Source organism: Mesorhizobium sp. M0011 (genome assembly GCF_040324155.1).
Classification (GTDB): Bacteria; Pseudomonadota; Alphaproteobacteria; order Rhizobiales; family Rhizobiaceae; genus Mesorhizobium.
Genome location: NZ_JAMYVQ010000024.1, coordinates 1 through 23,385, shown reverse-complemented (window position 1 = coordinate 23,385; position 23,385 = coordinate 1). Strand labels below are relative to the sequence as shown.

The 23,385-nt window shown below is 61.5% G+C and carries 25 protein-coding genes and 1 pseudogene; 1 reads left to right on the top strand and 25 read right to left on the bottom strand.

The window, feature by feature from the left end; all coding sequences use genetic code 11:
- Positions 1–158: 158 nt before the first annotated feature.
- The 19 genes from NKK51_RS23425 to NKK51_RS23335 form a co-directional block, all read right to left on the bottom strand.
- Positions 159–473 carry a hypothetical protein gene (locus tag NKK51_RS23425; RefSeq protein WP_352554732.1) on the bottom strand — a complete coding sequence of 105 codons (315 nt, stop codon included), beginning with the start codon at positions 471–473 and terminating at the stop codon, positions 159–161.
- A gap of 8 nt (positions 474–481) precedes the next feature.
- A complete protein-coding gene (locus NKK51_RS23420) occupies positions 482–775 on the bottom strand; it encodes a hypothetical protein (RefSeq protein ID WP_023814084.1) in 294 nt (97 codons plus the stop codon).
- Complete coding sequence (locus tag NKK51_RS23415; protein ID WP_352554731.1) at positions 763–3,249, bottom strand: HNH endonuclease; 2,487 nt, start codon at positions 3,247–3,249, stop codon at positions 763–765. Before NKK51_RS23415 ends, NKK51_RS23420 begins: the two co-directional genes overlap by 13 nt.
- Entirely contained in the window at positions 3,249–3,752 is a 504-nt protein-coding gene (locus NKK51_RS23410) for a hypothetical protein (protein WP_031213873.1), read from the bottom strand. Before NKK51_RS23410 ends, NKK51_RS23415 begins: the two co-directional genes overlap by 1 nt.
- A 3-nt stretch (positions 3,753–3,755) precedes the next feature.
- On the bottom strand, positions 3,756–4,424 hold the full coding sequence (locus tag NKK51_RS23405; protein WP_352554730.1) for a hypothetical protein: 669 nt from the start codon (positions 4,422–4,424) through the stop codon (positions 3,756–3,758).
- A 241-nt stretch (positions 4,425–4,665) separates the two neighbouring features.
- A complete protein-coding gene (locus NKK51_RS23400) occupies positions 4,666–7,149 on the bottom strand; it encodes a phage tail protein (protein ID WP_352554729.1) in 2,484 nt (827 codons plus the stop codon).
- Complete coding sequence (locus NKK51_RS23395; RefSeq protein ID WP_352554728.1) at positions 7,149–7,745, bottom strand: phage connector family protein; 597 nt, start codon at positions 7,743–7,745, stop codon at positions 7,149–7,151. Before NKK51_RS23395 ends, NKK51_RS23400 begins: the two co-directional genes overlap by 1 nt.
- A 345-nt stretch (positions 7,746–8,090) precedes the next feature.
- Positions 8,091–8,417: a hypothetical protein gene (locus tag NKK51_RS23390; RefSeq protein WP_352554727.1), complete on the bottom strand. Its 327-nt coding sequence runs from the start codon at positions 8,415–8,417 to the stop codon at positions 8,091–8,093.
- Complete coding sequence (locus NKK51_RS23385; protein ID WP_128304615.1) at positions 8,414–8,749, bottom strand: DUF6973 domain-containing protein; 336 nt, start codon at positions 8,747–8,749, stop codon at positions 8,414–8,416. The genes NKK51_RS23390 and NKK51_RS23385 overlap by 4 nt, the downstream gene beginning before the upstream one ends.
- A gap of 97 nt (positions 8,750–8,846) precedes the next feature.
- Positions 8,847–9,272 (bottom strand): hypothetical protein, encoded by a 426-nt coding sequence (locus tag NKK51_RS23380; protein ID WP_023814092.1) that lies wholly within the window; start codon positions 9,270–9,272, stop codon positions 8,847–8,849.
- A 57-nt stretch (positions 9,273–9,329) separates the two neighbouring features.
- Entirely contained in the window at positions 9,330–9,731 is a 402-nt protein-coding gene (locus NKK51_RS23375; RefSeq protein ID WP_023814093.1) for a hypothetical protein, read from the bottom strand.
- Positions 9,732–9,746: 15 nt separating this feature from the next.
- Positions 9,747–10,073: a hypothetical protein gene (locus NKK51_RS23370; RefSeq protein WP_023814094.1), complete on the bottom strand. Its 327-nt coding sequence runs from the start codon at positions 10,071–10,073 to the stop codon at positions 9,747–9,749.
- Between the two features lie 103 nt (positions 10,074–10,176).
- Positions 10,177–10,602: a hypothetical protein gene (locus NKK51_RS23365; protein ID WP_352554726.1), complete on the bottom strand. Its 426-nt coding sequence runs from the start codon at positions 10,600–10,602 to the stop codon at positions 10,177–10,179.
- Positions 10,602–11,600 (bottom strand): hypothetical protein, encoded by a 999-nt coding sequence (locus tag NKK51_RS23360; RefSeq protein ID WP_352554725.1) that lies wholly within the window; start codon positions 11,598–11,600, stop codon positions 10,602–10,604. Before NKK51_RS23360 ends, NKK51_RS23365 begins: the two co-directional genes overlap by 1 nt.
- 23 nt (positions 11,601–11,623) lie before the next feature.
- Complete coding sequence (locus NKK51_RS23355) at positions 11,624–13,105, bottom strand: hypothetical protein (protein ID WP_352554724.1); 1,482 nt, start codon at positions 13,103–13,105, stop codon at positions 11,624–11,626.
- Positions 13,106–13,384: 279 nt separating this feature from the next.
- Entirely contained in the window at positions 13,385–14,374 is a 990-nt protein-coding gene (locus tag NKK51_RS23350; RefSeq protein ID WP_352554723.1) for a Coat protein, read from the bottom strand.
- Positions 14,375–14,555: 181 nt separating this feature from the next.
- Positions 14,556–14,993 (bottom strand): hypothetical protein, encoded by a 438-nt coding sequence (locus NKK51_RS23345; protein ID WP_352554722.1) that lies wholly within the window; start codon positions 14,991–14,993, stop codon positions 14,556–14,558.
- A gap of 69 nt (positions 14,994–15,062) precedes the next feature.
- Positions 15,063–15,467, bottom strand: a complete 405-nt coding sequence (locus tag NKK51_RS23340; RefSeq protein WP_352554721.1) for a hypothetical protein — start codon at positions 15,465–15,467, stop codon at positions 15,063–15,065.
- Between the two features lie 252 nt (positions 15,468–15,719).
- Positions 15,720–16,292, bottom strand: coding sequence for a hypothetical protein (locus NKK51_RS23335; RefSeq protein ID WP_352554720.1), 573 nt, complete (start codon positions 16,290–16,292; stop codon positions 15,720–15,722).
- Between the two features lie 256 nt (positions 16,293–16,548).
- Between NKK51_RS23335 and NKK51_RS23330 the strand changes: the two genes are divergently transcribed.
- On the top strand, positions 16,549–16,863 hold the full coding sequence (locus NKK51_RS23330; protein WP_027040217.1) for a YMGG-like glycine zipper-containing protein: 315 nt from the start codon (positions 16,549–16,551) through the stop codon (positions 16,861–16,863).
- Positions 16,864–17,265: 402 nt separating this feature from the next.
- Here the strand turns inward: NKK51_RS23330 and NKK51_RS23325 are convergent, their stop codons facing one another.
- The 6 genes and pseudogenes from NKK51_RS23325 to NKK51_RS23300 all read right to left on the bottom strand — a co-directional run.
- Positions 17,266–17,865, bottom strand: a complete 600-nt coding sequence (locus tag NKK51_RS23325; RefSeq protein WP_050592753.1) for a hypothetical protein — start codon at positions 17,863–17,865, stop codon at positions 17,266–17,268.
- Entirely contained in the window at positions 17,865–18,293 is a 429-nt protein-coding gene (locus tag NKK51_RS23320; RefSeq protein ID WP_023813797.1) for a hypothetical protein, read from the bottom strand. Before NKK51_RS23320 ends, NKK51_RS23325 begins: the two co-directional genes overlap by 1 nt.
- Complete coding sequence (locus NKK51_RS23315; RefSeq protein ID WP_023813798.1) at positions 18,290–20,509, bottom strand: hypothetical protein; 2,220 nt, start codon at positions 20,507–20,509, stop codon at positions 18,290–18,292. The genes NKK51_RS23320 and NKK51_RS23315 overlap by 4 nt, the downstream gene beginning before the upstream one ends.
- 517 nt (positions 20,510–21,026) lie before the next feature.
- Positions 21,027–21,347 (bottom strand): Bbp19 family protein, encoded by a 321-nt coding sequence (locus tag NKK51_RS23310; protein WP_352554719.1) that lies wholly within the window; start codon positions 21,345–21,347, stop codon positions 21,027–21,029.
- Positions 21,344–23,095, bottom strand: a complete 1,752-nt coding sequence (locus NKK51_RS23305) for a portal protein (protein ID WP_023813801.1) — start codon at positions 23,093–23,095, stop codon at positions 21,344–21,346. The genes NKK51_RS23310 and NKK51_RS23305 overlap by 4 nt, the downstream gene beginning before the upstream one ends.
- A gap of 8 nt (positions 23,096–23,103) precedes the next feature.
- A pseudogene (locus NKK51_RS23300) lies at positions 23,104–23,385 on the bottom strand (hypothetical protein); the annotation flags it as partial.

Below are 23,385 nucleotides of genomic sequence, written 5' to 3'. Positions count from 1 at the left end.
GCACTATTTTCTTTGTCTAGATTTCACTCCGATCCGTATCGATAGAATTCATAAAAGTGCATCGTCACCGTAATCCCCCTCCGGGGAGATGTCGGGCAGGACGAGGGGGGCGCCGTAGAACGCCAGCCAGCACCGCAATTCCAATCAGAAAACAGCGTTCAACCTGCGAAGTTGTTGTCCACGAACATCTTGGCAAATTGCTGGGGCGTAAGCGTTACATTATTGACACGGGCGATTTCGAGATTCTTTGCCCACATATCCCGGATTGCTGCCGGCATTCCCTCGGGCATGTGCATGGCTTGGGCAACTGCATCATGCCATTGTCCGTCGCCGCCATAGATAGATTGCAGTTTGGGGGCCATCTTTTTCAAGCCACCCTCCGACTCTTGAGAAAGTTCTCCAATGGCCCAGAGCACATAAAGCTCCAGCAGCCTAAGCAGCGGCTGTCCATCGTAACGTGGGTTAGTCGCCATGTTTCCCCTCACGCATCATTGGTGGCGTATTCGATGAGTCTTTGGCAGATAGCCGACAGGCTGGGCTTTTCCTTCAGTGAAGCTACCCAGGCCTCGGTAAATTCAATCGCAATGAATATCTCGATGAAATATGTAAGCCCCGCTTTGGCTGCCGCCTTCGGAGGCACCGTGCTATCGTCGGGTGCGGTCGCAACCATTGCATTGGAATCTTCAGTCCAAGGCTCCGCCACATAAATCGTGTCATCCTCGTCAAAGTCCGACAACCGTCCAACAATATCCAACAACTTGATTATTTTCCCCATAAAGAAAATCCTCCTCGACGATTCGGGTGCAATGCTTTCTGAAAGATAGTCCCAGGATCATGCTGCGATCTAGGGACAAGTTGCATCACACCGGCTTTTGTGTCGTGGTGCCAAGTGTAGCCGGGGGGCGCTCTTCGGGGAACGAGCCCCCTCTTTGTCCGCTGGAGGTTAATTCCCGCATCTTGCAGAGCTTTCGCGAAATCCGGCTCTCTTTCCATTAGCACCAGCAGGGCTTCGTTGGCCGCCTGGAAATGGCGTGGGCGCGAAACGTTCGGATATAATGCAGAATCTATCTCTGTCTCGAACACCACACTATAGAATTGACCGGTCGGCCCTCGACTAGCGCCGTCGCCTGCTTCTTCTGTCAGCGGTTCGGACCCGGGTGTAGGTAAGTCGTCTACGCCTTTGTAAAGATCCGCTCCTTCAGAAAGAGCGTCCTCCGTCGAGTCGGCGAGCTTGCCGCTGCTTCTGCGAACAAGCGCCTCGGCCCCCTCCGCTAGGTCGTCGGACCGCCTCAAGACCTGCGAGAGTTCCTTAACCAAAGGCCCCGCAATCTTGCCGGCTTGTTGCAGGCCGACGGATACCAATTTCTCGGTGGGGAGCGTTCCTAAGACATTGAGAATGGTGTCGCCGACGTTGCCAGACATCGCGGACGCAACAGCCTTATCGGCCGCGACCATGGGCGCAATGCCGAGCAGCGAGATGCCCTGCTCGCCGGCTCCCTCGGAGCCAACCAGCATCCGCGCCAGTTTACGCCGCACGCTGCTTGGCTTACTATCGCCGGCGATAAGGTAGCCAAGCTTATCTTGGGGCGTAGGAATGTAATTCGTGACTTCTACATGCGAGTCCCGCAGACCCAACTCGGCTGCTTGGCGCAGATCGAGCAGCATTTCGGGGTCGACTATCCAATCGCGACGTGTTCGATCAGCTAGGCTTCTCTCTGTCTGCGCTGCACTTGTCCGAATTAGGTGGTCTAGCATTGCCTTTTGGGCAGCTTCGGTAGGCAGTGCAGCAAAGAGGTTGTTTAGGGCGGGATCTTGCGGGTTTGTTCCGTTTTTGAGTCCGTCGACGACGCCTCCCGCCACGGAATTGGGCAGCGGTTGAATCTTCTCGAAGCCCAGTTGCTGCTGAGCGGCGATCGAGCCGATGATGGCTGCCTGATAGTCTTCCGGCGTCGAAAGATTGTTCCAAGCCGCATCGAGATTCGCGAACGTCTTACGTACATAGCCACCCGGATCGCCCTGCCTCTCTTTGAGCGTGAGGTCGGCGGCCGTGGCTATTACTTCATGACGCGCGCTGTCCGCTTCCGGCGTAGCACTATCGGCCTTGGGCGAGGACTCTTTGACTCTGGCCAAAACGGCCTCATTCGACATGCCACGCATGCTGTAGAATTGCCGACTGACATCCATTGCTTGGCTGAAGGCTTGGAAGCGCCTGACGCCTTCGGTGGCGCCGTAGAGAGCGATGAACTGCTCCGGAGTCTGCACGGGGCCGGAATAGGTTCCAGTTTCCCTGATGGAGCTTGGCGCATTCTGTTCGGCGAGGCCGATGTTGGTTCGTGTTTCGACCTGCCGTGCGATCTCAGCGGTCCGCGCTTTCTGGGCCAACGCTGGCCTGTCTTCAGGCGGGATGTCGTCCCGGACAACCTGCACCGCTCGCTCATATGGCGTCGGCTCGCCAAGGCGATCGTCTCTTGGCGCCACAAAACTTGTGGTATTTGCCTGTGGGCCACCAACCGCCTCGGCCGTATCATCTTTGATCCGGCTGCCAGCCCGCCCCGCACCCAGCATCTCAGCCGCCCGCTTCGGATCCTGGGCAATCATTGCCTGGACCAGCGCCTTGGCCGTGTTGGTGCGCCAGGTGGCCTCGGCTGTTTGCCGAATGATCGAGTTGCCGATCTTGGCGATCAGGTCGAAGCCGCTCTGCCGGATCGCCTCGAATGTCTCGGCGTCGTTCGGGTCGCCCTGTGCGATGGAACCCGTGGACATGGTGTCGACCTTGGTCCACTCGGCCAACTCATACTCGTCACGGCGCTGGAGCTGCCGCTGCGCCATGCGCCGTGCGCCAATCGCGCGCATCGTCTCCTTCTGCCTGGCGAAACCAGCACGCTGGCTTTCGGGCATATCAGGCAAGGCATCGCCGAACAGCCTGTCGAACAGGCCTGTTTTGACCACCCGGCCGTCGCGCGGATTGACCTGGCCGTACATGGCCTCATGCAGGCCGGCGCCGTCAGCCGGGGCGTTGGCCGCCACCTCGTCTTCGGCTTGCCCGATCCGGCTGGTGAACCGCCGCCGCGCCAGTTCGGCGTCGAACGCGTCCTGCTGGTCCTTCATCTGCTGGTAGCGCTCGGCGATAGCCGAGAACTGGTCGCCAAGACCCTGCATGGCGCCGCCAATCGGCGATCCCCCGGGGTACGGCACCGCATTGCCGGCATCGAGCCGGCGCTGCGCTATGTGGAGCGGAATGGTGGCCATCAGTAGAGGCCTCCGGTGGACGAGCCGCCCGGCGGCGGTGGGAAGGCGCCCTTGCCGAAGGTCACGGCCTTGGTCGGGTCGTAGAGGCCGGAGAGACCCGATACGAGATTGCTGCCGGCCTTGAAGATCGAGGCCGTGACCGCCTGCTTGCCGGAGAAGCGCGAGAGCGCGGCTTGCGTATTGAGACTGTTCTGGCGCAGTTTCGAGCCGTACTGGATCGCGTCGAGATCAAGCTGGCCCTGCCTGGCATTGGCGGCCAGCACCTCGGCCGGCGAGCCTGATATGCCGACGCCCGAGGCGCCGGCCTGCGCACGCGCCTGGCCCAGCAGGAGATCCTGCTTATGGCGCTCCTGGCTCTGCTCGAAGGCGGAACTCTGCGCCTCGGCCTGCGCTTGCTGCCCGTAGGCCTTGGCCTGATAGTCGGCCATCTGCTTCGACTGCTGGCCTTCGACCAGCGCGCCGCCAACAGAAAGGGCGGTGCCGATAAGGGCAAGTGTGCACATGGTTCAGCCTCGTTCGCCAAAGGAGGTGTTTGCGGGAATGAATTTGCTTTTGACGCCGTCCACCGGCGCGCCGAGCGCCGGGCGAGGGTCGAGCGCACCGCCGGGGGTGAGGAACGACACAAGCAGCCTGTCGGCCTGCAACGCCGGCCGGCTGAGACGGGCGGGTGCAGCGGCCCGCGGGCCGGCCATGGCGGCGCGGCGGGTCGTGGTCAGATTGATCTTCAGCTCGGCGACGCCGGCGGCATCGAACAGGCCGTTGGCGGTGGCAATGGTGCGGGCGAGCGCATCGGCCTCGAACAATTCCTGGCGCAGCAGCTCGACCAGCCGGCGGGCGCTGCCCCAGCGCTCGCCAAGCGTTGCAGCTTTGGCCTTGATCTCGTCGCCAAGCGCGGCGATGTCGGCCCGCGCTTCGCCTTGCGCGGCCTCCGCACGGCATTTGCCGGCAGCGACGATGATCTTTTCCAGCAGCCCGATCTGGTCGTTGCAGTCGTCCAGCGCGGCACGCGCGGCGGCCAGGTCGCCATCGCCGAAGACCGCGCGGTCCTCGGCTTGCGCCAGTTCGGTTCTGCAGTGAAGCGCGTCGTTGAGGTCGGTGTCGAGCAAGGCGATGACGGCGGCGAATTCGGCAGCCGTCCGCGCCATCCCGAGGATTTCGGCATGGGGAGATGTCATTTCGGGGATCCTTTGGTGAATTGTTATCTCCCCACTCGAGGGGGAGATGGCCGGCAGGCCAGAGGGGGGTCGGCACGACCGGGTGCGACCTACCGCGGCAGATGAGATTGGCGCTTCGCGTGGAGCGTCGGCATCCTCTTTCAACGTGGAGGAGGTTGGCGTCCGGTCGAACCGACCCCCTCTGTCGCCTCCGGCGACATCTCCCCTCAAGGGGGAAATCACCATCTTCAATGCCGGCGCTCTACGGCTCGGCGTCGAACACCGGCGTGAACGCACGGATCGTGCAGGGCGTCGGGTTGACATGGCGGATCCGCACTCGGCCCTGCCCTTCCCAGCTGTCGTCGATCGGCACCTCGACATTGCCGGTGAACAGCGTTGCCCGCCCGTCCGGCGCGATGATCGAGGGCATGCGCACCGGCTCCCAGCGGCCGCGCATCAAGGACTGGACTTGAAGCCCCGTGGTGTCGGTCTCCAGCAGCGACAGGATCACCTTCGCCACCTTCTTGCGGCGGCCGATGATGGAGCCGTCGCGGCCGCCGACATCGAGCTCCAGCGTGTCGGCGCCCGCCGCGTAGGGCAGGCCGAGTTGCCATTTGGCGGCGGTAGAACCGCCCGGCAGCGTGACGGTGCCGCCGCCGCTGACGGTCAGCCCGCGATAGACCTTGCCGTCGGCGAGCACATCGACGGACTGGCCGGCAAGGTGCATGGCGCCGCCCACCGTGGTGACCGCAAGACCCGCGTAGGACAGGCCGCAATCGACCTCGAAGGCGTCCGCGATGGCGCCGTATTCGAACGGCGCGGTCTTGATCTCGATGTAGCGCCTGGTCACGCCGCCAATGCTGCGCTTCACGATCAGCCAGAGATCGTCATTGCCGTCCTGGCCGGGGGTGACCGCAGCGCTTTCGACATCAGCCCAATTTGAACCATCGGAGCCCGCCCCGCTGACGTTGCCGCCCAGGCGATGCCGGTGCATGCCGCGCACCTCCTGGCTCGGCTGATGGGTGTAGCCGCCAAGCTCGCCATTCTCGAGCGGGAACCACAGCAACGGGTCGGGATCGGTCTGGAAGGCGAGCTCGACCACACCCTTTTTGGGAATATGCTCGGAGACCTGGCCGACATCGTCCGAAGCAAAACGGCTCTGCGCCGTCTGCGTCAGCTCGGCGATCGATTTGCGCGAGCGTGTGACATAGAGGAACGACTGGCCGGCATCCACCGGGCGGATGCGGGCGCAGCCAAAGGTGCGCGAGCGCCGGTTCTTGAACGAGGAGGGCGTCAGCGCCTCGTCGATGCCCGAGCCCGACAGGGCGCGGATGCCGCCTGAGGTGCCGATCAGAAGCGCGCCGTCGCTGTCGGCGATCCAGACAATGTCGTTGGCCTGGCCGCCGCCCGCCTGGACGAACTCCAGCGCGTCGTCGTCCTTCTCGCCCAGTGCAAAATTGTCGAAATCGCCGGTGGCCGAGGCATAGACCGAGAATTTGCGGCTGAAGGCCAGCCGCTCCTCGTAGAGCGACCCGCTTTCGACGTACTTGCCGGGCACGAAGGTGCCGAGCCGCCAGCGCGTGATCGGGTTCATGTTCGGCAGCGCATGGCCGTAGAGAATGATCTTGACGACCGTCGTGCTGGTGCGGCTGGTGATCCTCGCCCACCGCCAGATGCCGTCGGCGCCCAACAAGCGGATGGCGCGGCCGACATCGGTCGCCTGGAAGCCGGTGTCATTGTTGATGCCGATGCTTGAAGACGCGGTGATGTCGAACGGCGTCTGGTCGAATGCGGCGACATGGATCGCAAGCTCGGCCGAAACGCTGCTTTCGGCATCATCGCCGCCACCGCCGCTGAACACCAGTTGATGATATTCAAAGGCCGATTTGTTCGTGAATTCGTAGAAGCGCGTCTCGCCATTGCCCCAGCCGAGCTCGCCCGTACGAGTATCCAGGGTGACCCAGTTGGTGCCATCATTGGAACCCTGCAATTCCCAGGCGGTGAAGAAATCATAATTGCCCGTTGCCACCCGTGACGTGGTGATCCAGTAGGCATCGGCCACGCGCTGTGAACCGCCGGCATTGCGGAACCGGATATAGCCGTCACCGCCGCCAGAGATCTGGATATCCTGCGTCTTGTCGCGGTCGAACATCTGCCAGGCAGAGGCGCTGCCGCTGCCGGTGGAAGCGGTGCCGGAAGGCGTCGTGTTGCTGGTCATCTGCGGCGTCAGATGCCCGGTGTCGGACGGTGTCAGCGTCGTCGCCGTGTCGTTGACCGGGTCGTAGGGACCGTCGAGGAATTCAAAATCCGTCAGAGCCCACGCCGTGTGTGCGCTGCGCGTCAGCACCTTGGGCGGATAGTCCCGGTGAGTGACCCACATCTGGTCGGCCGACTGGACATAGGCGAGCTCGAACAGGTCCGCCTCGAGATAGGGCGAAGCGACCTCCACCGTGTCGACGCGCGCGCCATAGGCATGGACGCGGATGTACCGGTCGCCGAATTCGAGCGCATAGGCTTGATCGGCCGAGAAGATGAATGGGATCAGCCGCGTCGTCTTCGCGGAAATCTTCACCTCGCCGGCAAAATAGGTGCCGCCGCGCTTGCGGATGCCGCCATGCGGCAGGGTGATGAAGTTCTCGCATTTGGCCAGCGCCGCCCGATAGAAGTCGAGCGAGGCGCGTGCATGCAGGCGCGGCGAGATCTCGCCGCGGGTGAAGACGTCCTGGACGGGATAGAGCGTCGTCATCAGCGCGCAATCCTGTTGTCGCCGCGCTGATTGGACCACGAGGCGGTGTAGAGCCGGCTGCCGCGCTGGATGGCGTTGGCGTTGAGCGCCGCGTCCAGCGCCCGGTCATAGGCCGAGCGGGCAATATCGATCATGCCTGACTTGTGCGTCAGCGGATGCGCCACCTTGACGGCAAGGGCCGCCACCAGAACCTCGGTGAACAGCGCATCCCAGTCGTTGGGATCGGTGAGGTTGGCGACGTAACGGATGGTCATCGGGCCGGACTGGTCGGAATAGATCAGCCCCGCCTCCTGGCGCCACGAAATCGGCACGCCGTCCGGCTCGCCATCACGGGTCAGCGGCAGCGGCCGCAGGCAGTCGGCCGGCAGTTCATAGGCAAAGGTCAAGCCGCAATCGCTGCCGGTGTCCGCCCCGGCAACCGTGGCGCGCAGGATGGCGAACACCCAGGCACATTTGGTAAGTTCTGCTTCCCTTGCGAGGTCGAAATGCAAGTTGAGCAGCCGTGCCGCCTTGACGTCCTGATCGAGACTGTCGATCGGCGCCTCGTCGAGCACGGCCAGCGCCATGTTGGCGATATCGAGCGGGGTGATGGCCATGGGTCAGCGCCTCGTCCATGTGGGTCGGGTCATGATTTTCTCCGGGCATGAAAAAAGCCGCTGCGAAGCGGCTGGGGGTTTGGATGGCGATATTCAGAGATCGTGCTCTACGCCCCCTCCGATCTCCCTTCGTGGGGTTGAAGAGTGGTCCGCGTAGCGGACGGAAAGCCAACTGCTTGGCTTTCCGAATGACGAAAGCCGGCAGGACGGAGGGGGCGCTAAGAAATATTGTCAGAACGAGGAACTACGGCGGCAGCGCACTATTTTCCAAGTCTCAGTCCGGACATGCTATCGACAAAACGCGCGAGATCTCCGGCATCTCACTGTTATTCGTGATTCCAACCCTTAAAATATCGGACGAAATCCACTAATCGAGCAATTCGAAAGATGGAAACTTACGGACCACCCAAGCCATGGAGATAGATATCCATCCCGGCTTGTAACTTTCCCATCCTTGCTGCAAGAAACGCTCGCGCTGGATTCCTCATTCACGAAAACGAGGTGGTACGTCGTTCCAGATCCTGCCGCTTCATCCAGTTTGGTGCCTGCAATTTCCAGCGTTCCGCCCACAAATCCGTCCTTCTCAAGCTTGACGAGAAGAGGGCTGCAATAAACAAAAATTGCAGCAGCCACCAAGATAGTTGCGGTCGTCAGAACCATCACTTTCTTCATTTTCTTTTCTCGTGAAAGATCATTGCCGGAGGCAGTGAAGTCTGAAGTAGTCCGGCCTCCAGGGCAAGGCGCGCGATTTCGTCGGGCGCGACCCCGGGTAAAGCTTCGCCCAACACACGGCCGACATTGTTATTTATCAAATCCATCGCGCGCTCATATCGGTCATTCGGATGGGATATCTCATAGGCATCCGATATCTTCTTCGCTTCGTTGACCCCAAGCGATTGCGCCATCTTGGCCGACCATTCGGCATGTCTCAAAGCACCCGCTGCATTATTGACGCCTGGATGAGATTGGAGCGATGCCGTTCCCATGAGGAATTGCGGTGACAATGCACTATTTCCAGTTCTCAGTCTGAAGATTCACTGCAGTCACATGGGTGCGGCCGACAAAAATGAGCCGTCGTCGCAATTCAAAAGCGTAATCCCGTTACTGTTCGTAAGGCTCGACCACGGCAAACGGTATTCCCAACGACTCCAGCAGATCGAGAATGCGTTGCGAGATGACGAGGCGATAATCTGCTGCGATACCGAAGTCGTCGCGGCCAGCCTCGCCATTCACTTTCAACCAGACAAATGGCGGAAGTTCCTGCCCAGGCTGGTCCTCATGGAACTCTTCGGAGGTTGTCACTTCGACTTCGGCGAACGTCGCACCTGAAAAGCCCATCTTGTGCAGAGCGCGCTGGGTTTCTTCGGTGGCGAGGTAACACGGGAACGTCGTAACGAGCACATCGCCGAACCAGCCCTCTACCTCGTAGTGAAGCTTGGTCACAATCGGCGGATGGACACTCGTGTCAAGAACGGTGTGGTTGCCAAGCCCACCAGCAACGTTCGGTTCTATGTAAAAATATTGCATCACTCACCTATCGGAGGATTGAACAGATTTCAGTATTTCTTATCGAGGTAATGGCGATTATTGATCATCCCCGTTGACGGGGAGAAGGTCCCGGCAGGAGGTTGAGGGGCAGCGAAGGTCTGAAAATCTGGCGCTACAGAACGCCCAATCCGCGAAGTTGTTGTCCACGAATATCTCGGCAAATCTCTCGGGCGGGAGGGTCGTGCCGTTGACGCGAGCGATTTTGAGATTCCTTGCCCACATATCCCGGATTGCTGCCGGGATTCCTCCGGGCATGTGCATGGCTTGGGCAATTGCGTGATGCCACCGTCCATCGCCACCAAACAGAGATTGCAGTTTGGGGGCCATTCTTTTCAAGCCCTCTTCCGACTCTTGAGAAAGTTCTCCGATCGCCCAGAGCACATAAACATCCAGCAGTCTAAGCAGCGGCTGTCCGTCATAACGTGGGTTAGTCGACATTTAACCTCTCACGCATCATAGGTGGCATAATAAATAACGCGTTCGCAGATAGCGGAAACGCTTGGCTTTTCTTTCTGCGGATGCAACCAAAGCCTCGGTAATCTCGATCGCAAGGTTGATTTCGAGAAAGTATGCCAGGCCCTCTTTAGCTGCCTCGGCTGGTACCAACACCCCATCCTGCTGAGGCAAAACCATTGCGTCTGAATCCTCGGTCCAAGGCTCCGCCGCGTAGATTGTGGGCTCCGCTGCGTAGACCGGGTCCTCCTCGTCAAATTCCGACAACCGTCCAACGATATCCAGCAACTTCATTTTTTCCCCATAGGGAAAATCCTCCTCGGCCATTCGGATGCAGTGTCTTCTGGAATTACGGTGACAGTGCACGCTGCAGTCACATGGTGCAGCCGACAAAAGACGGACTGTTATCGCATTCAACAAGCGTAATCCGTTACTGCTCGTAGGGTTCGACCACTGCAAACGGTATTCCAAATGATTCCAGCAAATCAAGAATGCGCTCCGAGATGACAAGGCGATAGTTTGCTGCGATCCCGAAGTCGTCGCGGCCAGCCTTCCCATTCACTTTCAACCAGACGAAAGGTGGAAGTTCCTGCCCAGGTTGATATTCATGAAACTCTTCGGATGTCGTCACTTCGGCTTCAGCGAACGTCGCACCCGAAAAACCTATGTTCTGCAGTGCACGCTGGGTTTCTTCGGTGACGAGGTAACACGGGAACGTCGTAACGAGCACATCACCGGTCCAGCCCTCTACCACGTAGTGGAGCTTGGTCACAATCGGAGGATGGACGCTGGGGTCCAAAACGGTGTTTCTGCCAAGCCCACCAGCCACATCAGGTCTGATATAGAAATACTGCATTATCCACCTATTGGAGGGTTGAACAGATGTCCGTATTTTTTGTCGATATAAGCCACGTAGTCCAGCACCTGCTGACGAGTGGCCTGAGGATGCGACGCATAAAATTCGTCCCATTCGTATCGGAAAATTTTGTTGTGCAAGAGGTTGTCCAAGCTTTTAGGAATCCCACGCAGATTCTGAAGCGAGTGCATCTCCTCTTCGGCCACGAGCCCGAGATATCTGTTCAAGATTTGCTGCTCAGCCGCGTGGTGGACCACAACTTCACCCTCCAGTTTCGGGTTCGCGTCGAGAAACGTTTTGCGGTAATTTTTTGAAAGAGCCTTGCCAAACGATGCCCCCGCGTACCTTATCTTTGAGGGGTCTCTCGCGATTGACTTTATTATTTCAAGAAGCTCGGCCTTGTCGGGCTTTGCACCTGTGCCCAAGCGGTAAGCGGCCTCATTTGCTGCATTTACTGCACGAGCCTCCGCACCGACGGCTTGGCGAGCCACCGCGCCCTCAGCGGCAAGCTCCGATGTGGCGCGCGAACCACTTGTTGCAAACTCCTCCAGCGGTTTGGCAAACTTGCCGGTCCCGCCGCGGATTATGGCCAAGCCTTTTGCAACAGCTTCGCCGACTGTCTCTAATGCCAAGCGCCCTTCAGCAACCGCCCCCGAGCCAGGGGTGGCGGGCAGTTGCTCAAGGAAACCCAAAGGAGAATCGTGCAGATCCTGGAGAGCTATCCCAATGTCATGCGGGATTCGGCCTAGGGCCTCGAAACCCTCGCTCAGATAATCGCCGAAGTCGTCCGCAGCTCGTTGGAGTGCAGACCGGGCTTCGCCAGGAGGCGCTGATGGAAGCCGTCCTTGCACTGTCGCAGCAGTGACGATCGGGCCGACTTGGGCCGATCGAGAAAGGCCAGCTTGATCCAACTGCTGAGATAAGGCCTGGCGGACACCCGGATCGGGCGCTGCTGCTAGAAGATCACGCAGGATGATGTCCTTCTTAGCCTGCGGCATGTTTTTGTCGCCGAAGGTGTCAGCTATGCTTTGGACAACGGCCTTCGGCAGAGGTTGAGGGGTCTCTCGATGCCGAGTTGCCTCTGGGCTGCGACAGAGACGGCGATGGCCCATTTGTACGCCTCCGGATTGCCGGTCTCCGACTTGCCATCCGGGCTCGTTGTCGCCTTCCACGCGGCGTCGACATTGGGGAAGACCTCGCGGACGTAGCCAGCAGGGTCCGCCCGCCTCATGTCCAGGGTCTTCAGCGCAGCGGCAGCCGTAACCCGATACCGTGTCTCCTCTTCGTTGGAGCCGACCGGCCCAGGCTCCGCATCGCGCAGCGCTGCGTGGATCGCCTGGTTGGGCATCGTCCGCATGCCAAAGGCTTGGCGGCCGACATCCATCTTCAAGCTGAAGTCTTGGTACCGATCGCCGCCCTCCTCGGCGCCATAAACGGCGGCGAAGTCGGCGGGGCTGGGCATCTTGCCGGAATAGCTTCCCGTATTGGCGATCGCGTTCGGGGCGTTCTGCGCAGCGAGAGCGATGTTGGTGCGCGCCTCGATCAATTGGGCCGTATTCGCGGCGTGTGCCTGGTTGATCAGCCGCTGAATGTCATCTGGAGACAGGTCGGCGAGATGGTCGGTTGCGGGCTTGATCGCCGTATCAGGCGCCGGAGCAATGTCCCCAAACGCCTGCGCCACGCGCTCGTCTGGCGTGAGCTTGCCAACGCGATCGCCTTTCGCGGCAGCCGCCTCTGATCTGCCCGAGGCAAGAACCCAAGTGATCGGCTGAACGTCTCCCGAAGACTCTTCCGGGGTCCTGACACCAAACGTCTCCAGCGCGCGTTTCGGATCCTTGGCGATCAGCGCCTCGAAACGCGTCTTGGCCGCGGTGCCGAACCAGTCCTTCACCTTCTGCTGTCTGATCCCGGGGTCGAGCCCCATCTTGGCGATCAAGTCGAGCCCTTCCTGGCGGGCTACTTCGAAGGTGACAGGATCGTCGGGATCGGCGTTGCCGATGGCGATGCCGCTGGTCGTGAGCACCGTGTCGACCTGCGCTTGTTCATAGTCTTCGCGCTGCTGAAGCTGCCGCTGCGCCATGCGCAGCGAGCCAACCCTGCGCATCGTCTCCTTGTGCTCGGCGAAAGCGGCGCGCTGGCTCTCAGGCATGTTCGGCAAAGCCTTGTCGAACAGCCTGTCGAACAGGCCGGTCTTGACGACCCTGCCGTCGTACGCATTGACCTGGCCGTACATGGTCTCATGCAGGCCGGCGCCGTCAGCCGGGGCGTTGGCCGTCACCTCATCTTCCGCCTGCGCGATCTGGCCGTGGAAGCGGCGGCGGGCCAATTCGGCGTCGAACGCCTCCTGCTGGTCCTTCATCTGCTGGTAGCGCTCGGCGACAGCGGAAAGGTGATCGCCCAGCCCGTGCATGGCGCCGCCGATTGGCGACCCCTGCGGATATTGCGGCGCGTTGCCGGTGTCGAGCCGGCGCTGGCCAATGGAAAGGGGGATGATGTGTACCATGGCTGTTCCCTGCTCACGAAGCACTGAGGGCTGAACGGCCGAAAATCACCCGGCCGCCGCGGCACGGCCGGCAATGGCGCTCGAGGCCGATGCCTTCGTCGGATCCGGATTTTGGAGAGGCCGCCAACGAGCGTGTTGCCCACGCATTGATTCGGCGGGCCAATCCTGTGCCGGCGATGGATTCCGGCTCTGTTTGTCACGCCAGGATCGGAACATGGCCGGCGCCAAGTTTAGAAAAGAAGCGGGAGCGCATCGCCCCCGCCCCCCGCCTCGGTCCTATCAGGCCTCGGTCGTCTTCAGCGCGATGAACGTCATGTTCTTGACGCTCGACGCGGTGCGGTCCCAGTTCGCAGCCAGCGCCAGTTCCGCATCGGTGGCGAATTCGCCGGCCGAGGAGGCGTCGAGGAAGCGGGTGCCGGGCACATGCGGCACAAAATGCCGGCGGCCGACCATTTCGGTGATGCCGCCGCCATGGCCCTGGCGCGGCTTGCGGTCGAACTCCAGCGGGCCGCCCTCGGTGTTGACCGGCAGCTCGTTCCACAGGATCGCCTTGTCCTTGAACATGAAGGCGGTGTAGACGCCCGCCGTGACCGGGATATCGTCGTCGACCACGGCCCGCAGACCCATATAATAGGGGATCAGCGGTCCGCCCTGCTCGGAAGACGGCACATAGTCGATGAGGTCGGCGAGCTTCAGCGCCTTCATCTGCTTGGAGTGCATCCAGATCGTCTTGAACTTGTCCGCGCGGTCGCCCATCAGATAGGCGGCCTCGATGATGTCGGTGTCGACGATGGAGGCGCCGGTGGTGCGCACCAGGTCGCCGCCGTCATTGGCGACGTTGTCAGCGACGACGCCTTTCAGGATGCCGAGCAGGGTCAGCTTGTTGGCGCGCTGCCAGTACTCGGTCTGCCGCTTGACGATCAGCTTCTGCGGATCGTCGCCGGCTAGGATCGAGGTCAGGTCCGGAACGCCCCACGCCTGGGCGCGGACATTGCGGGCGGCGACCTCGCGGCGCGAGCCGATCTTCTTCATCTCGATGGAATCAGCCGGATCGTCATTGACCGGTTCGGACGGATCGTTGCCGAGGTCCTTCCAGCCGGGCATGTCGACGGAGCGGCCGCCCATCGACAGCTTTGACGAGATGGCCGGGTCGGAAAACAGGATTCCGGCCTGGTAGATCTCGAGCGACTGCACATGTTCCTCGAAAGCATATTGCGCATAGACGGACGGAACGATCGCGTCCGCGATACGGGTGTAGGCATCTGCCATTTTTCTCTTCCTTCAGGTTTGGGTTGGCGGCGGGTGCCCCCTCACCCAGCCTCTGGTTCGCTCGGCTGACCTCTCCGGGGGAGAGGAGACTTGCGACGTCGGCGCGCCTCTTCTCCCTGACGAGGAGAAGGTGGACGCGAAGCGGCCGGATGAGGGGCGTTTCAGTGCGGCTGATCGATCGTCAGCGCGGGTTGTTGGGCATCCAGCGGTCGGGATTTTCCCCCGCCTCGCGAGCCAGCCGCCTTGCGCGGGCGGGGTCGCTTTTGACGAGGGCTGAAATATCGGTCAGGTTGCGTTCGCCGGCGGCATTGCGCTTGAACGGATTGGCTCCGCTGGAAGAAGCACCGCCGTCGATCGTGTCTTCCCGGAACATCGCCTCGCCGATCGCCTGGAACGCCCTGGCGATCTGCGGATCGGTCAGCGCCCCGTCAGGCAGAAGGATGCCCTTCGCCTTGTAGGCGTCGACCAGGCCGAGCTTCTTCATCGCCCGGTTGGCGACCTCCAGTCTCTGGCGAAAGCCGTCGCTATCGGTCGGTCCCCAGTCCCTGACAAGCTCGTCATGGGTGGCTTCCACCGAGCGGGCCAGCGCGATCTCCTGATGCTTGGCCTGCTCGGCCATGTAGCCGACGAACCTGTCGTGATAGGCCTGCGCGGTTTTCGGCGAGGCACCCGCTTCGACCGCCCAAGCCTAGGACACCTGAGCGAGTTCGTCCGAATAGGCGAAGTTTTCCGGCAAGCCTTCCGGCCTGAGGTATTCGACCTTCTCGGACGACGTGACCGGACGCATGGCCTCGGGCAGCCGGGCGTGGAACCGGTCCCAGTCTTCCGGTGGCGCGTCCGGGGCGGGAAGGCGCAGGCTCTCACCCTGCTGCCGCTCCAGCTCCGCATAGGATGTGAAAACCCGATCGAGGCTTTCAGGCTTGGTCCAGCCCTTGGTTTCAGCGAGCTTGCGGTTGCCTTCGGAAAGACCGTCAAACCAACTTTTGCCGCCAGGCGCGGCGGACCCGTTATCCGTGCCTGCCGGTGACTGTGCCGGGTTGCCCGCCGGCTGCGCACGCGCCGCCACGGACCCGGCGTCTGCCAGATCTGTCATGTAATGTTCCTTTGCTAGGGGTTAGAAATGAGCCGGCGGCAAAGCTGCCAATCTCCCCACCTGTGGGGGAGATGTCCGGCAGGACAGAGGGGGGCGCGAAGGAACGCAAGCGTTCGACGCTCTTCGTCACCCGATGCCCTCCCGAGGCATGCAAATGCTAATCAGCAGGACAGGCTCGTGGGACAGCGCCCCCCCTCTGCCCTGCCGGGCATCTCCCCGACGAGGGGGGGAGATTGGCCGCGTCATCGGCAACTAGGCGTTATCCCCCCAGTTCTCCCAAAGCAGCGTGATCGTACCCGTGATCGCCAGCACACCGTCGGCATCGATATCCGTGCCGGTGGCAAACGCCAGGTTGAGATAGAGATCGACCGGCGTCACCGTGCCATCCAGCGTCACGGCGGCGGCGATGTCGGCGGTCAAGGCGGTGGAGAGTGCGGCGCCAGTGCCGTCGAGTGTGCGGGCCGTCGAGGCCAGCACGTTGACCATGGTCGAGGCCAGCGTCGCGCTCGATGCGGCGGCCGAGCCCAGCGACCAGGTCAGCGCCGCATTGTCGTTGATGGTCGCCGCGCGGGCGCCGAGCACAGCGAACTGCAGCCGCGCCGTGCCGCCCTTGATGCGCACCTTGCCCTCGGTAAAGTCGAAGATCTTTTGGGCAGCATAGGCCAGCGCGTCGGTGACCGGCACCTGCATGCCGGCGAAGGTGAACACGGTACGGTACGATCCGCCCTGCCCCGTGGTGACGGCTTTCAGGCCCGGCCTGGGCGGGGCAAGGCCGGCCTCGCGGGCGGCGGCACGAACAAGCGTCCGGGGAAGACCTCGGGTCATGGCATTTCTCCATTTTTTCAGTGGCAATTCTGGCAGCTCGACCAATCAAGCCACAGTAGGGCGAGCCGTCGAAGGCTGAATCATTTTGACAACGAGCACCGCTAGCGCCTTGTTCGAAAGAGATGTTTTCGGCCCTCGGCCTATCAACGCCCGAGAAACCATGTCTTATATCGTGAGGCCTCGTGCCCCCGTTCCGCCGCAATGCGACCGCACGGGACGAGCCATAGGGATTTCAGGCCTTCAAGGGAGACCTCACATGAACTTTCACAAAGCCATCGCCGCCGTGCTGATGACCGCAGCACTGGCAGGCTGCGCGCAGACCGAGGGCCAGCAGCGCGCCGGAACCGGCGCGCTGATCGGCGGCGCCGGCGGCGCCCTCGTCGGCCAGGCCATCGGCGGCAACACCGAAAGCACGCTCATCGGCGCCGGCGCCGGCGCCCTTCTGGGCGCGGTTGTCGGCAGCTCCACCACGCCGCAGCGCCGCGGCGAACAGATGTGCCGCTACCAGGACCGTCGCGGCCGCATCTACACGGCGCCCTGCGACGACCGGTACTACAACGGCGATTATTGATCATTAGCCCCTTCTCCCCGTTCACGGGGAGAAGGTCCCGGCAGGGGGTTGAGGGGCCGCCCCTCAGCCGCCTACCGGCGTTTCGCGGTGCAGCCGCTAGGAAACAGGAGCAATACGGCGCCAATTCCAGCTTGCAGCGATCGTCCGAATTACCTTTTAAGCTCTGGCAAAATCTTCTCATCAAGGAATTTGAGCCGGCTGGCCAGCATTTCGGCATTGGCGGGATTTGCGTCGACATCGACCGGTATCAATTCCGCTACAGACTTTCCGCTGCGTGCAGCTTCAACCCAGACTTCAAGGGCACCGATATACCCATCTAGCGCCTCGAACGGGGTCTTTCCGTCGTCGAATTGCGGTGACAGTGCACTATTTTCCAGTTCTCAGCCCAAACGTTCGCTGCAGTCATATCGGTGCAGCCGACAAATGGACTGTCATCGCAATCAAAAAGCGTAATCCATTACTGTTCGCAAGGTTCGACCACAGCAAACGGTATTCCCAATGATTCCAGCAAATCAAGAATGCGTTTCGAGATGACGAGGCGGAAGGGTATTGCGATCCCGAAATCGTCGTGGCCAGCCTTCCATTTACCTTCAGCCAGACGAAAGGTGGTAGCTCCAGCCCGGGTTGATCCTCTTGACACTCTTCCGAGGTAGTCACCTCGGCGTCGGCGAACGTCGCACCTGAAAAGCCCATCTTCTGCAGTGCCCGCCGGGTTTCTTCAGTGACGAGGAGACAGGGGAATGTCGCAACGATCACATCGCCGAACCAGCCTTCTACCTCATAGTGAAGCTTGGTCACGATTGGCGGATGGACGCTCGAGTCGAGAACGGTGTTTTCGCCGATCCCGCCAGCGACGTTCGGCCTTATTTTAAAGTATCCGGTCGACCCGTTGGTCGGATGCCCCCGTGCCGCCTCGCGTGTCGCGTCGGCGAGTTTCGCCCTCAGGCCAGCAATCCATCGCTTCAACATCGCCCCCCAAAGAGCCGCCAAGACTAAGGGCATCAAGACGCCTCGAAAGGTTCAATCAAGGCATTGGAGATTCCCGAAGGCTTGAGAGCATCGAGAACCCGCTCGGAAACGACAAGGCGGAGATCTTTCGCCATTCCGAAATCATCGCGACCGGCATCCCCTTTCACTTTCAGCCATACGAAGGGCGGAAGCTTCTGGTCCGGTTGCATCTCCTCGAACAATTCAGAAGTGGTCACCTCGACCTTGTCGAAGGTTACGCCTGAAAATTCACTCTTGAGAATTTTCTCTGCAACATCGTCGGTGACAAGATAGCACGGGAATGACGCCACCATACTATCGCCCAGCCATCCATCAAACTCATAATGTAAACGGGTTATGAGAGGGGGATGGACACTCGCGTCCAAAATGATGTTATCGCCAAAACCACCAGATACCTCTGGCTCAAGATAATAGTATCTCATTTCTCACCTATTGGTGGATTGAAGAGGTGACCATATTTCTGATCTATTTCGGCGGCCTTTTCCAGCAACTTCTGCAATGTGGTTGTAGGATTTTGCCTGTAGAACGCGTCCCATTCGCGTCGAATGGTACTCAGATGCAGCGTAGAATTCAATTCCTTCGGTATTCCTCGGAGATTCTCAAGTGAATGCATGATATCTTTGTTCATAATTCCGATGTATATCTTGAGCGCTTTTTGCTCTATTCGATGATGAACAAATACCAACTCAGCTAACTTAGGATATTCTTTAAAGAACGTCTTCTGATATTTTCTGGAGAAAACTCTTAAAGCTGGCTCAATTACTTCACTGGCGATTTTCCCGTCTTTGAGGAAATTGGCGCCTAACCACCGAAGGCCTGCGACCCCGCCGACCGTTGCTCCGGAGGCGGAAGTAACCGGCAGTTGACTAAGGGCATCCAACGGATCGTCGTGCAGATCCTGGAGAGCTATCCCGATGTCATGCGGGATTCGGCCTAGGGCCTCGAAACCCTCACTGAGATAGTCCCCGAAGTCGTCAGCGGCTTGTTGGAATGCAGACCGGGGCTGGCCAGGTTGTGCGGATGGAACCCGTCCCTGCCCTGTCGCACTGGTGATGATCGAATCGACGTGGGCCGGCTGAGGAGGGCGAGCTTGATCCAACTGCCGAGATAAGGCCTGGCGGACACCCGGATCGGGCGCTGCTGCCAGAAGATCATGCAGGATGATGTCCTTCTCAGCCTGCGGCACGTCTTCATTGCTAAAGATGTCGGCAAGGCTTTGGACAATGGCCCTTGGTAGGGGTTGAGGGGTCTCGACGCCCAGTTGCCTCTGTGCTGCGACAGAGACGGCGATGGCCCATCTGTACGCCGCCGGATTGCTGGTCTCCGATTTGCCGTCCGGGTTCGTTGCCGCCCTCCACGCGGCGTCGACATTGGCGAAGACATCGCGGACGTAGCCAGCAGGATCCGCCCGCCTCACGCCCAGAATCTTGAGCGCAGCGGCAGCCGTAACTCGATACCGTGTCTCCTCGTCGTTGGAGCTGACTGGCCCAGGCTCCGCATCGCGCAGCGCTGCGTGGATCGCCTGGTTGGGCATCGTCCGCATGCCAAAGGCATGGCGGCCGACATCCATCTTCAAGCTGAAGTCCTGGTACCGATTGCCGCCGTCCTCCGCGCCATAGACGGCCGCGAAGTCAGCGGGGCTGGGCATCTTGCCGGAATAGCTGCCCGTATTGGCGATTGCGTCCGGCGCATTCTGCGAAGCGAGGGCGATGTTGGTGCGCGCCTCGATCAGTTGGGCCGTCGTCGAAGCGTGCGCCCGGTCGATCAGTCGCTGAACGTCATCTGAAGACAGGTCGGCGAGAGGATCGCCTGCCGGCTTGGTCGCGATCGGATCGGGCGCCGGAGCACGGCCAGCAAACGCCTGCGCCACGGTTTCATCAGGTGTTTTCTTGCCGAGGCGGTCGCCGGGGGCATCGCGGCCGGAGACCGGCGCCCCTTCGCCAAACATCTCAAGCGCGCGTTTCGGATCCTTGGCGATCAACGCCTCGAAACGCGTCTTGGCGGCGGTGCCGAACCAGTCCTTCACCCTCTGCTGCTTGATCCCCGGGTCGAGCCCCATCTTGTCGATCAAGTCGAGCCCTTCCTGCCTGGCCGCCTCGAAGGTGACGTGATCGTCGGGGTTGGCGTTGCCGATGGCGATGGCGCTGGTCTTCAACGCCGTGTCGACCTGCGCCTGCTCGTAGTCCTGCCGCTGCTGGAGCTGCCGCTGCGCCATGCGCCGCGCGCCAACCGCGCGCATCGTCTCCTTCTGCCTCGCGAAACCAGCGCGCTGGCTTTCGGGGATACCAGGCAAGGCATCATCGAACAGCGTGTCGAACAGGCCTGTTTTGACCACCCGGCCGTTGCGCGGATCGACCAGGCCATACATCGTCTCATGCAGCCCGGCGCCGTCGGCCGGCGCGGTCGCCGCCACCTCGTCTTCGGCCTGCGCGATGCGGCCGTTGAACCGGCGCCGTTCCAGCTCGGCGTCGAACGCCTCCTGCTGGTCCTTCATCTGCTGGTAGCGCTCGGCGACAGCGGAAAACTGGTCGCCGAGACCCTGCATGGCGCCGCCGATCGGCGACCCCTGCGGATATTGCACCGCGTTGCCGGTATCGAGACGGCGCTGGGCAATGGAGAGGGGGATGACGCTGACCATTGGCTGTTTCCTGCCCAACTGGCTTTGAACAAAAGCGGCGCCGGCGATCACGGCGCGGCCGATCGCACGCTGGCTGTCGCGTTCGTGGGGTTCTGTCGGCTCGACTTTTCTGGAAAATCCTGGAGCAGTGGTGCTGCCCGGGTGGGTCAGTGGACCTTGTCGGCAGCGCGACCACGTCGCAGAGCCGCGCGACCGCTATGGCCGCATCTATATGGCGCCTTGCGACAACCACCATCGCAACGGCAATTGTTGAGGCGCCGGCGCCGAAGCAGCCAATCTCCCCCCTCGTGGGGGAGATGTCCGGCAGGACAGAGGGGGCGCCGTAGAGCGCCTACCTCTGTCGTCGCCAAACTTTGAACATACCCATACCTTGGCCGCCTACGGCCAAGCTTGAGCGGCCGCTTGTGATTTGATTGTCGTGCGATGAACGCGGCAAGGTCGGCGGAACAGTGCCCCCCCTCTGCCCTACCGGGCATCTCCCCCACAAGGGGAGAGATTGGCAGCTTTTACGTCCCACCTACCCCTCCGCCCGCGCCGCCTTCTCCAGCGCCGCGAGCTGCGCATTGTCCAGCGTCAGGAACCCCATAATATGCTGCACCACCTCGGCGCGCGCATTGCTGAGCGCGCTGTGCAATTCGAACCCATTGGGCGTCCTGGTGCGCGCCATCCACTCGCCATAGGACGGACGCCGGTAATAGCCGGTCGTCGCCGCGAGATCGGCGAGCACCATCTCGCCATCCTCGCCTGAAAACACCCTGAGATACGCCTTGGCCAGCGCGTCGCGCGCCCTGGCAGGACTGCCGGCCTGGCCGGAATGGGCGAAGCGTTTCCGGCTCATGCGCCGTTACCTGCCGGGCCGACGGGCTCCCCGCCTTGGCCACCCTGCAGCATGCCTTGCAAGCCGTCGAGCAGGCCGCTGTCGCGGGCCTGCACCGCAGCCGGCACCGCGTCCTTGGCGGCCTTCCCAGCCGTGGCGATCGCCGCCATGCCGGCCTGCGCCTGTTGGGTCTTGGCTCTCGCGCCGCGCAACTCGTCCACCTCTTCCTTGCGGCGAAAGATGCGCTGCGGGCTGCGGCCGGCGCTCTGCACGATCTTGATCGCCTCGTCACTGTCGATGTTGTCCATCACGCCAGGGTCGAACTGCGCCATCTGCATGGCCGTCGTCACCACCTGGATGGTGTCGCGCGCTTCGGCCGAGCGGCGCAGCACGTCGAGCGGGCCGGTGAAGGTCGGCCGCACCGCCTTGCCGGCGAGGCTCTCCGGCGGCACAAAGCGGCTATCTTCGTCATAGAGCCCCTTGTCCTCGAGAATGCCGAGCTCGCGGTCGAGATTGCTGGCGAAACCGGCCTGGATGATCGAGCCGGACGGGCCGAGCAGCGCGCCCTTTTCCTCTTGCCTGATCAACGCTTCGGTCGCCGTCATCTGCGGGTTCTGCACCAGCGTCTGGAACAGGTTGACGAACATCATGTCGCGGATCTCGTCGGCGCGGCTCTGCGCGTAGTTGAAGGCGTAGGTCGGGTTCTGCCCGGTCGAGATCGGCGCGATCAGCGGCCTGCCATTGTCGTCGATCAGGCCCGGATAATTCTCGCCTGGGTTGAGCACCGGCACATAGTCGAGCCGGGCCTTCGAGGCGGTCGCCGGATCGGTGATCTGCTGCAGCGCGCGAAGCCCCGAGCGGCGCACGGCATTCTCCTCGCGCACGGTGGTCAGCGCCTCTATGGTCGGCGAGATGCCGTAGGGGTCGCCCTCGTAACGCCGCCAGTTGAAGGTCGACACCGGAAACGTGCGAAAACCGCTTTCCCGGACGATTTCCTCCTCGTCCTCGATGACGTGGAAGGAGGCGAAGGCCGTGTCGAGATATTGGTATTGGCCGCCGAGCCGATACATCTTGCGCTCGTCGCGCGGCTGGATGCACTGGATCAGCGAGATCTTCGTCTCGCACTTGGCCGGATCGTCGACCAGAACCTTGATGCGCACCGGCAGTTTGTCATAGCCGAGCAGCTGCGCGGCCTGCCGCGCCGTGCGTTCGTAGCGGCGGTGGAAAATGTCGACCTGGCCCCAGCGGTTGCGGCTGAGATAACCCTCGACCACCGGGATCGAGGCATAGCGGATCAGCGTCGCGCCGAACCCTTCCTCGGCATAGAGATAGGCTGGGCCATAGCGCACGACATTGCGCAGGCAGGCCTGCGTCGCCGGCACGAAATTCGAATTGGCGGAGTAGCGCAGCGCAAACAGGAAATCGCGCAAGGCCTCCGCCCATTCCTTCTCCTCGTCGGTCTCCTCGTCGTTCATGGCCGCCGTCGACAGGCCATGCCATTTTTCCGACTGCGGGATGATCAGGCTTTCCAGGCCGGCGGCGAGCCGGTTGGCGGCCGAGTTGATGGTGTTGGCATAGACGCGGGCGCCACGCCGCTCCTGCCGCTCGGCCTGGGAATCCGGGCCGCCGGTTCGGCGGCCGCTCCAGATATCGGGCGCATCGGGGTCGCAGAATTCCGCCACCTGCTCCCACACAGCCTCATACTGGCTGCGCTCGCTCTCGAGCTCGGACTGGCGGGACAGGATATCGCGGGCGCGGGAATCGGTCATGAGAGGCCTCACTTGTTTGGCGCGCCGGAGCTGCCGATTAATTGGAAATGTGGAGGGACAGCACCCACCTCTGGCCTGCCGGCCATCTCCCCCGCACGGGGGGAGATCGGTAGTTTTAACGACGGCGCTTTTCCTGCAACGTCGGCGATTAGCGAAAGCGGTGGCGACATCCAATCTCCCCCCTTGCGGGCCTGTTGCAAAATTGTGTGGATGTGATTCCCTGTTTTTGAAACAGGGATCTTGCGATGACGACGAAGCCGAGCGGTCAGTTCAGTTTTGTGGAGGCTCTG

Bases quoted from the DNA above. Each gene is read 5' to 3' on its own strand.
- NKK51_RS23425 (WP_352554732.1), bottom strand. From the start codon at position 473: ATGGCGACTAACCCACGTTACGATGGACAGCCGCTGCTTAGGCTGCTG.
- NKK51_RS23420 (WP_023814084.1), bottom strand. From the start codon at position 775: ATGGGGAAAATAATCAAGTTGTTGGATATTGTTGGACGGTTGTCGGAC.
- NKK51_RS23415 (WP_352554731.1), bottom strand. From the start codon at position 3,249: ATGGCCACCATTCCGCTCCACATAGCGCAGCGCCGGCTCGATGCCGGC.
- NKK51_RS23410 (WP_031213873.1), bottom strand. From the start codon at position 3,752: ATGTGCACACTTGCCCTTATCGGCACCGCCCTTTCTGTTGGCGGCGCG.
- NKK51_RS23405 (WP_352554730.1), bottom strand. From the start codon at position 4,424: ATGACATCTCCCCATGCCGAAATCCTCGGGATGGCGCGGACGGCTGCC.
- NKK51_RS23400 (WP_352554729.1), bottom strand. From the start codon at position 7,149: ATGACGACGCTCTATCCCGTCCAGGACGTCTTCACCCGCGGCGAGATC.
- NKK51_RS23395 (WP_352554728.1), bottom strand. From the start codon at position 7,745: ATGGCCATCACCCCGCTCGATATCGCCAACATGGCGCTGGCCGTGCTC.
- NKK51_RS23390 (WP_352554727.1), bottom strand. From the start codon at position 8,417: ATGAAGAAAGTGATGGTTCTGACGACCGCAACTATCTTGGTGGCTGCT.
- NKK51_RS23380 (WP_023814092.1), bottom strand. From the start codon at position 9,272: ATGCAATATTTTTACATAGAACCGAACGTTGCTGGTGGGCTTGGCAAC.
- NKK51_RS23375 (WP_023814093.1), bottom strand. From the start codon at position 9,731: ATGTCGACTAACCCACGTTATGACGGACAGCCGCTGCTTAGACTGCTG.
- NKK51_RS23370 (WP_023814094.1), bottom strand. From the start codon at position 10,073: ATGGCCGAGGAGGATTTTCCCTATGGGGAAAAAATGAAGTTGCTGGAT.
- NKK51_RS23365 (WP_352554726.1), bottom strand. From the start codon at position 10,602: ATGCAGTATTTCTATATCAGACCTGATGTGGCTGGTGGGCTTGGCAGA.
- NKK51_RS23360 (WP_352554725.1), bottom strand. From the start codon at position 11,600: ATGCCGCAGGCTAAGAAGGACATCATCCTGCGTGATCTTCTAGCAGCA.
- NKK51_RS23355 (WP_352554724.1), bottom strand. From the start codon at position 13,105: ATGGTACACATCATCCCCCTTTCCATTGGCCAGCGCCGGCTCGACACC.
- NKK51_RS23350 (WP_352554723.1), bottom strand. From the start codon at position 14,374: ATGGCAGATGCCTACACCCGTATCGCGGACGCGATCGTTCCGTCCGTC.
- NKK51_RS23345 (WP_352554722.1), bottom strand. From the start codon at position 14,993: ATGGCCGAGCAGGCCAAGCATCAGGAGATCGCGCTGGCCCGCTCGGTG.
- NKK51_RS23340 (WP_352554721.1), bottom strand. From the start codon at position 15,467: ATGACAGATCTGGCAGACGCCGGGTCCGTGGCGGCGCGTGCGCAGCCG.
- NKK51_RS23335 (WP_352554720.1), bottom strand. From the start codon at position 16,292: ATGACCCGAGGTCTTCCCCGGACGCTTGTTCGTGCCGCCGCCCGCGAG.
- NKK51_RS23330 (WP_027040217.1), top strand. From the start codon at position 16,549: ATGAACTTTCACAAAGCCATCGCCGCCGTGCTGATGACCGCAGCACTG.
- NKK51_RS23325 (WP_050592753.1), bottom strand. From the start codon at position 17,865: ATGCCCTTAGTCTTGGCGGCTCTTTGGGGGGCGATGTTGAAGCGATGG.
- NKK51_RS23320 (WP_023813797.1), bottom strand. From the start codon at position 18,293: ATGAGATACTATTATCTTGAGCCAGAGGTATCTGGTGGTTTTGGCGAT.
- NKK51_RS23315 (WP_023813798.1), bottom strand. From the start codon at position 20,509: ATGGTCAGCGTCATCCCCCTCTCCATTGCCCAGCGCCGTCTCGATACC.
- NKK51_RS23310 (WP_352554719.1), bottom strand. From the start codon at position 21,347: ATGAGCCGGAAACGCTTCGCCCATTCCGGCCAGGCCGGCAGTCCTGCC.
- NKK51_RS23305 (WP_023813801.1), bottom strand. From the start codon at position 23,095: ATGACCGATTCCCGCGCCCGCGATATCCTGTCCCGCCAGTCCGAGCTC.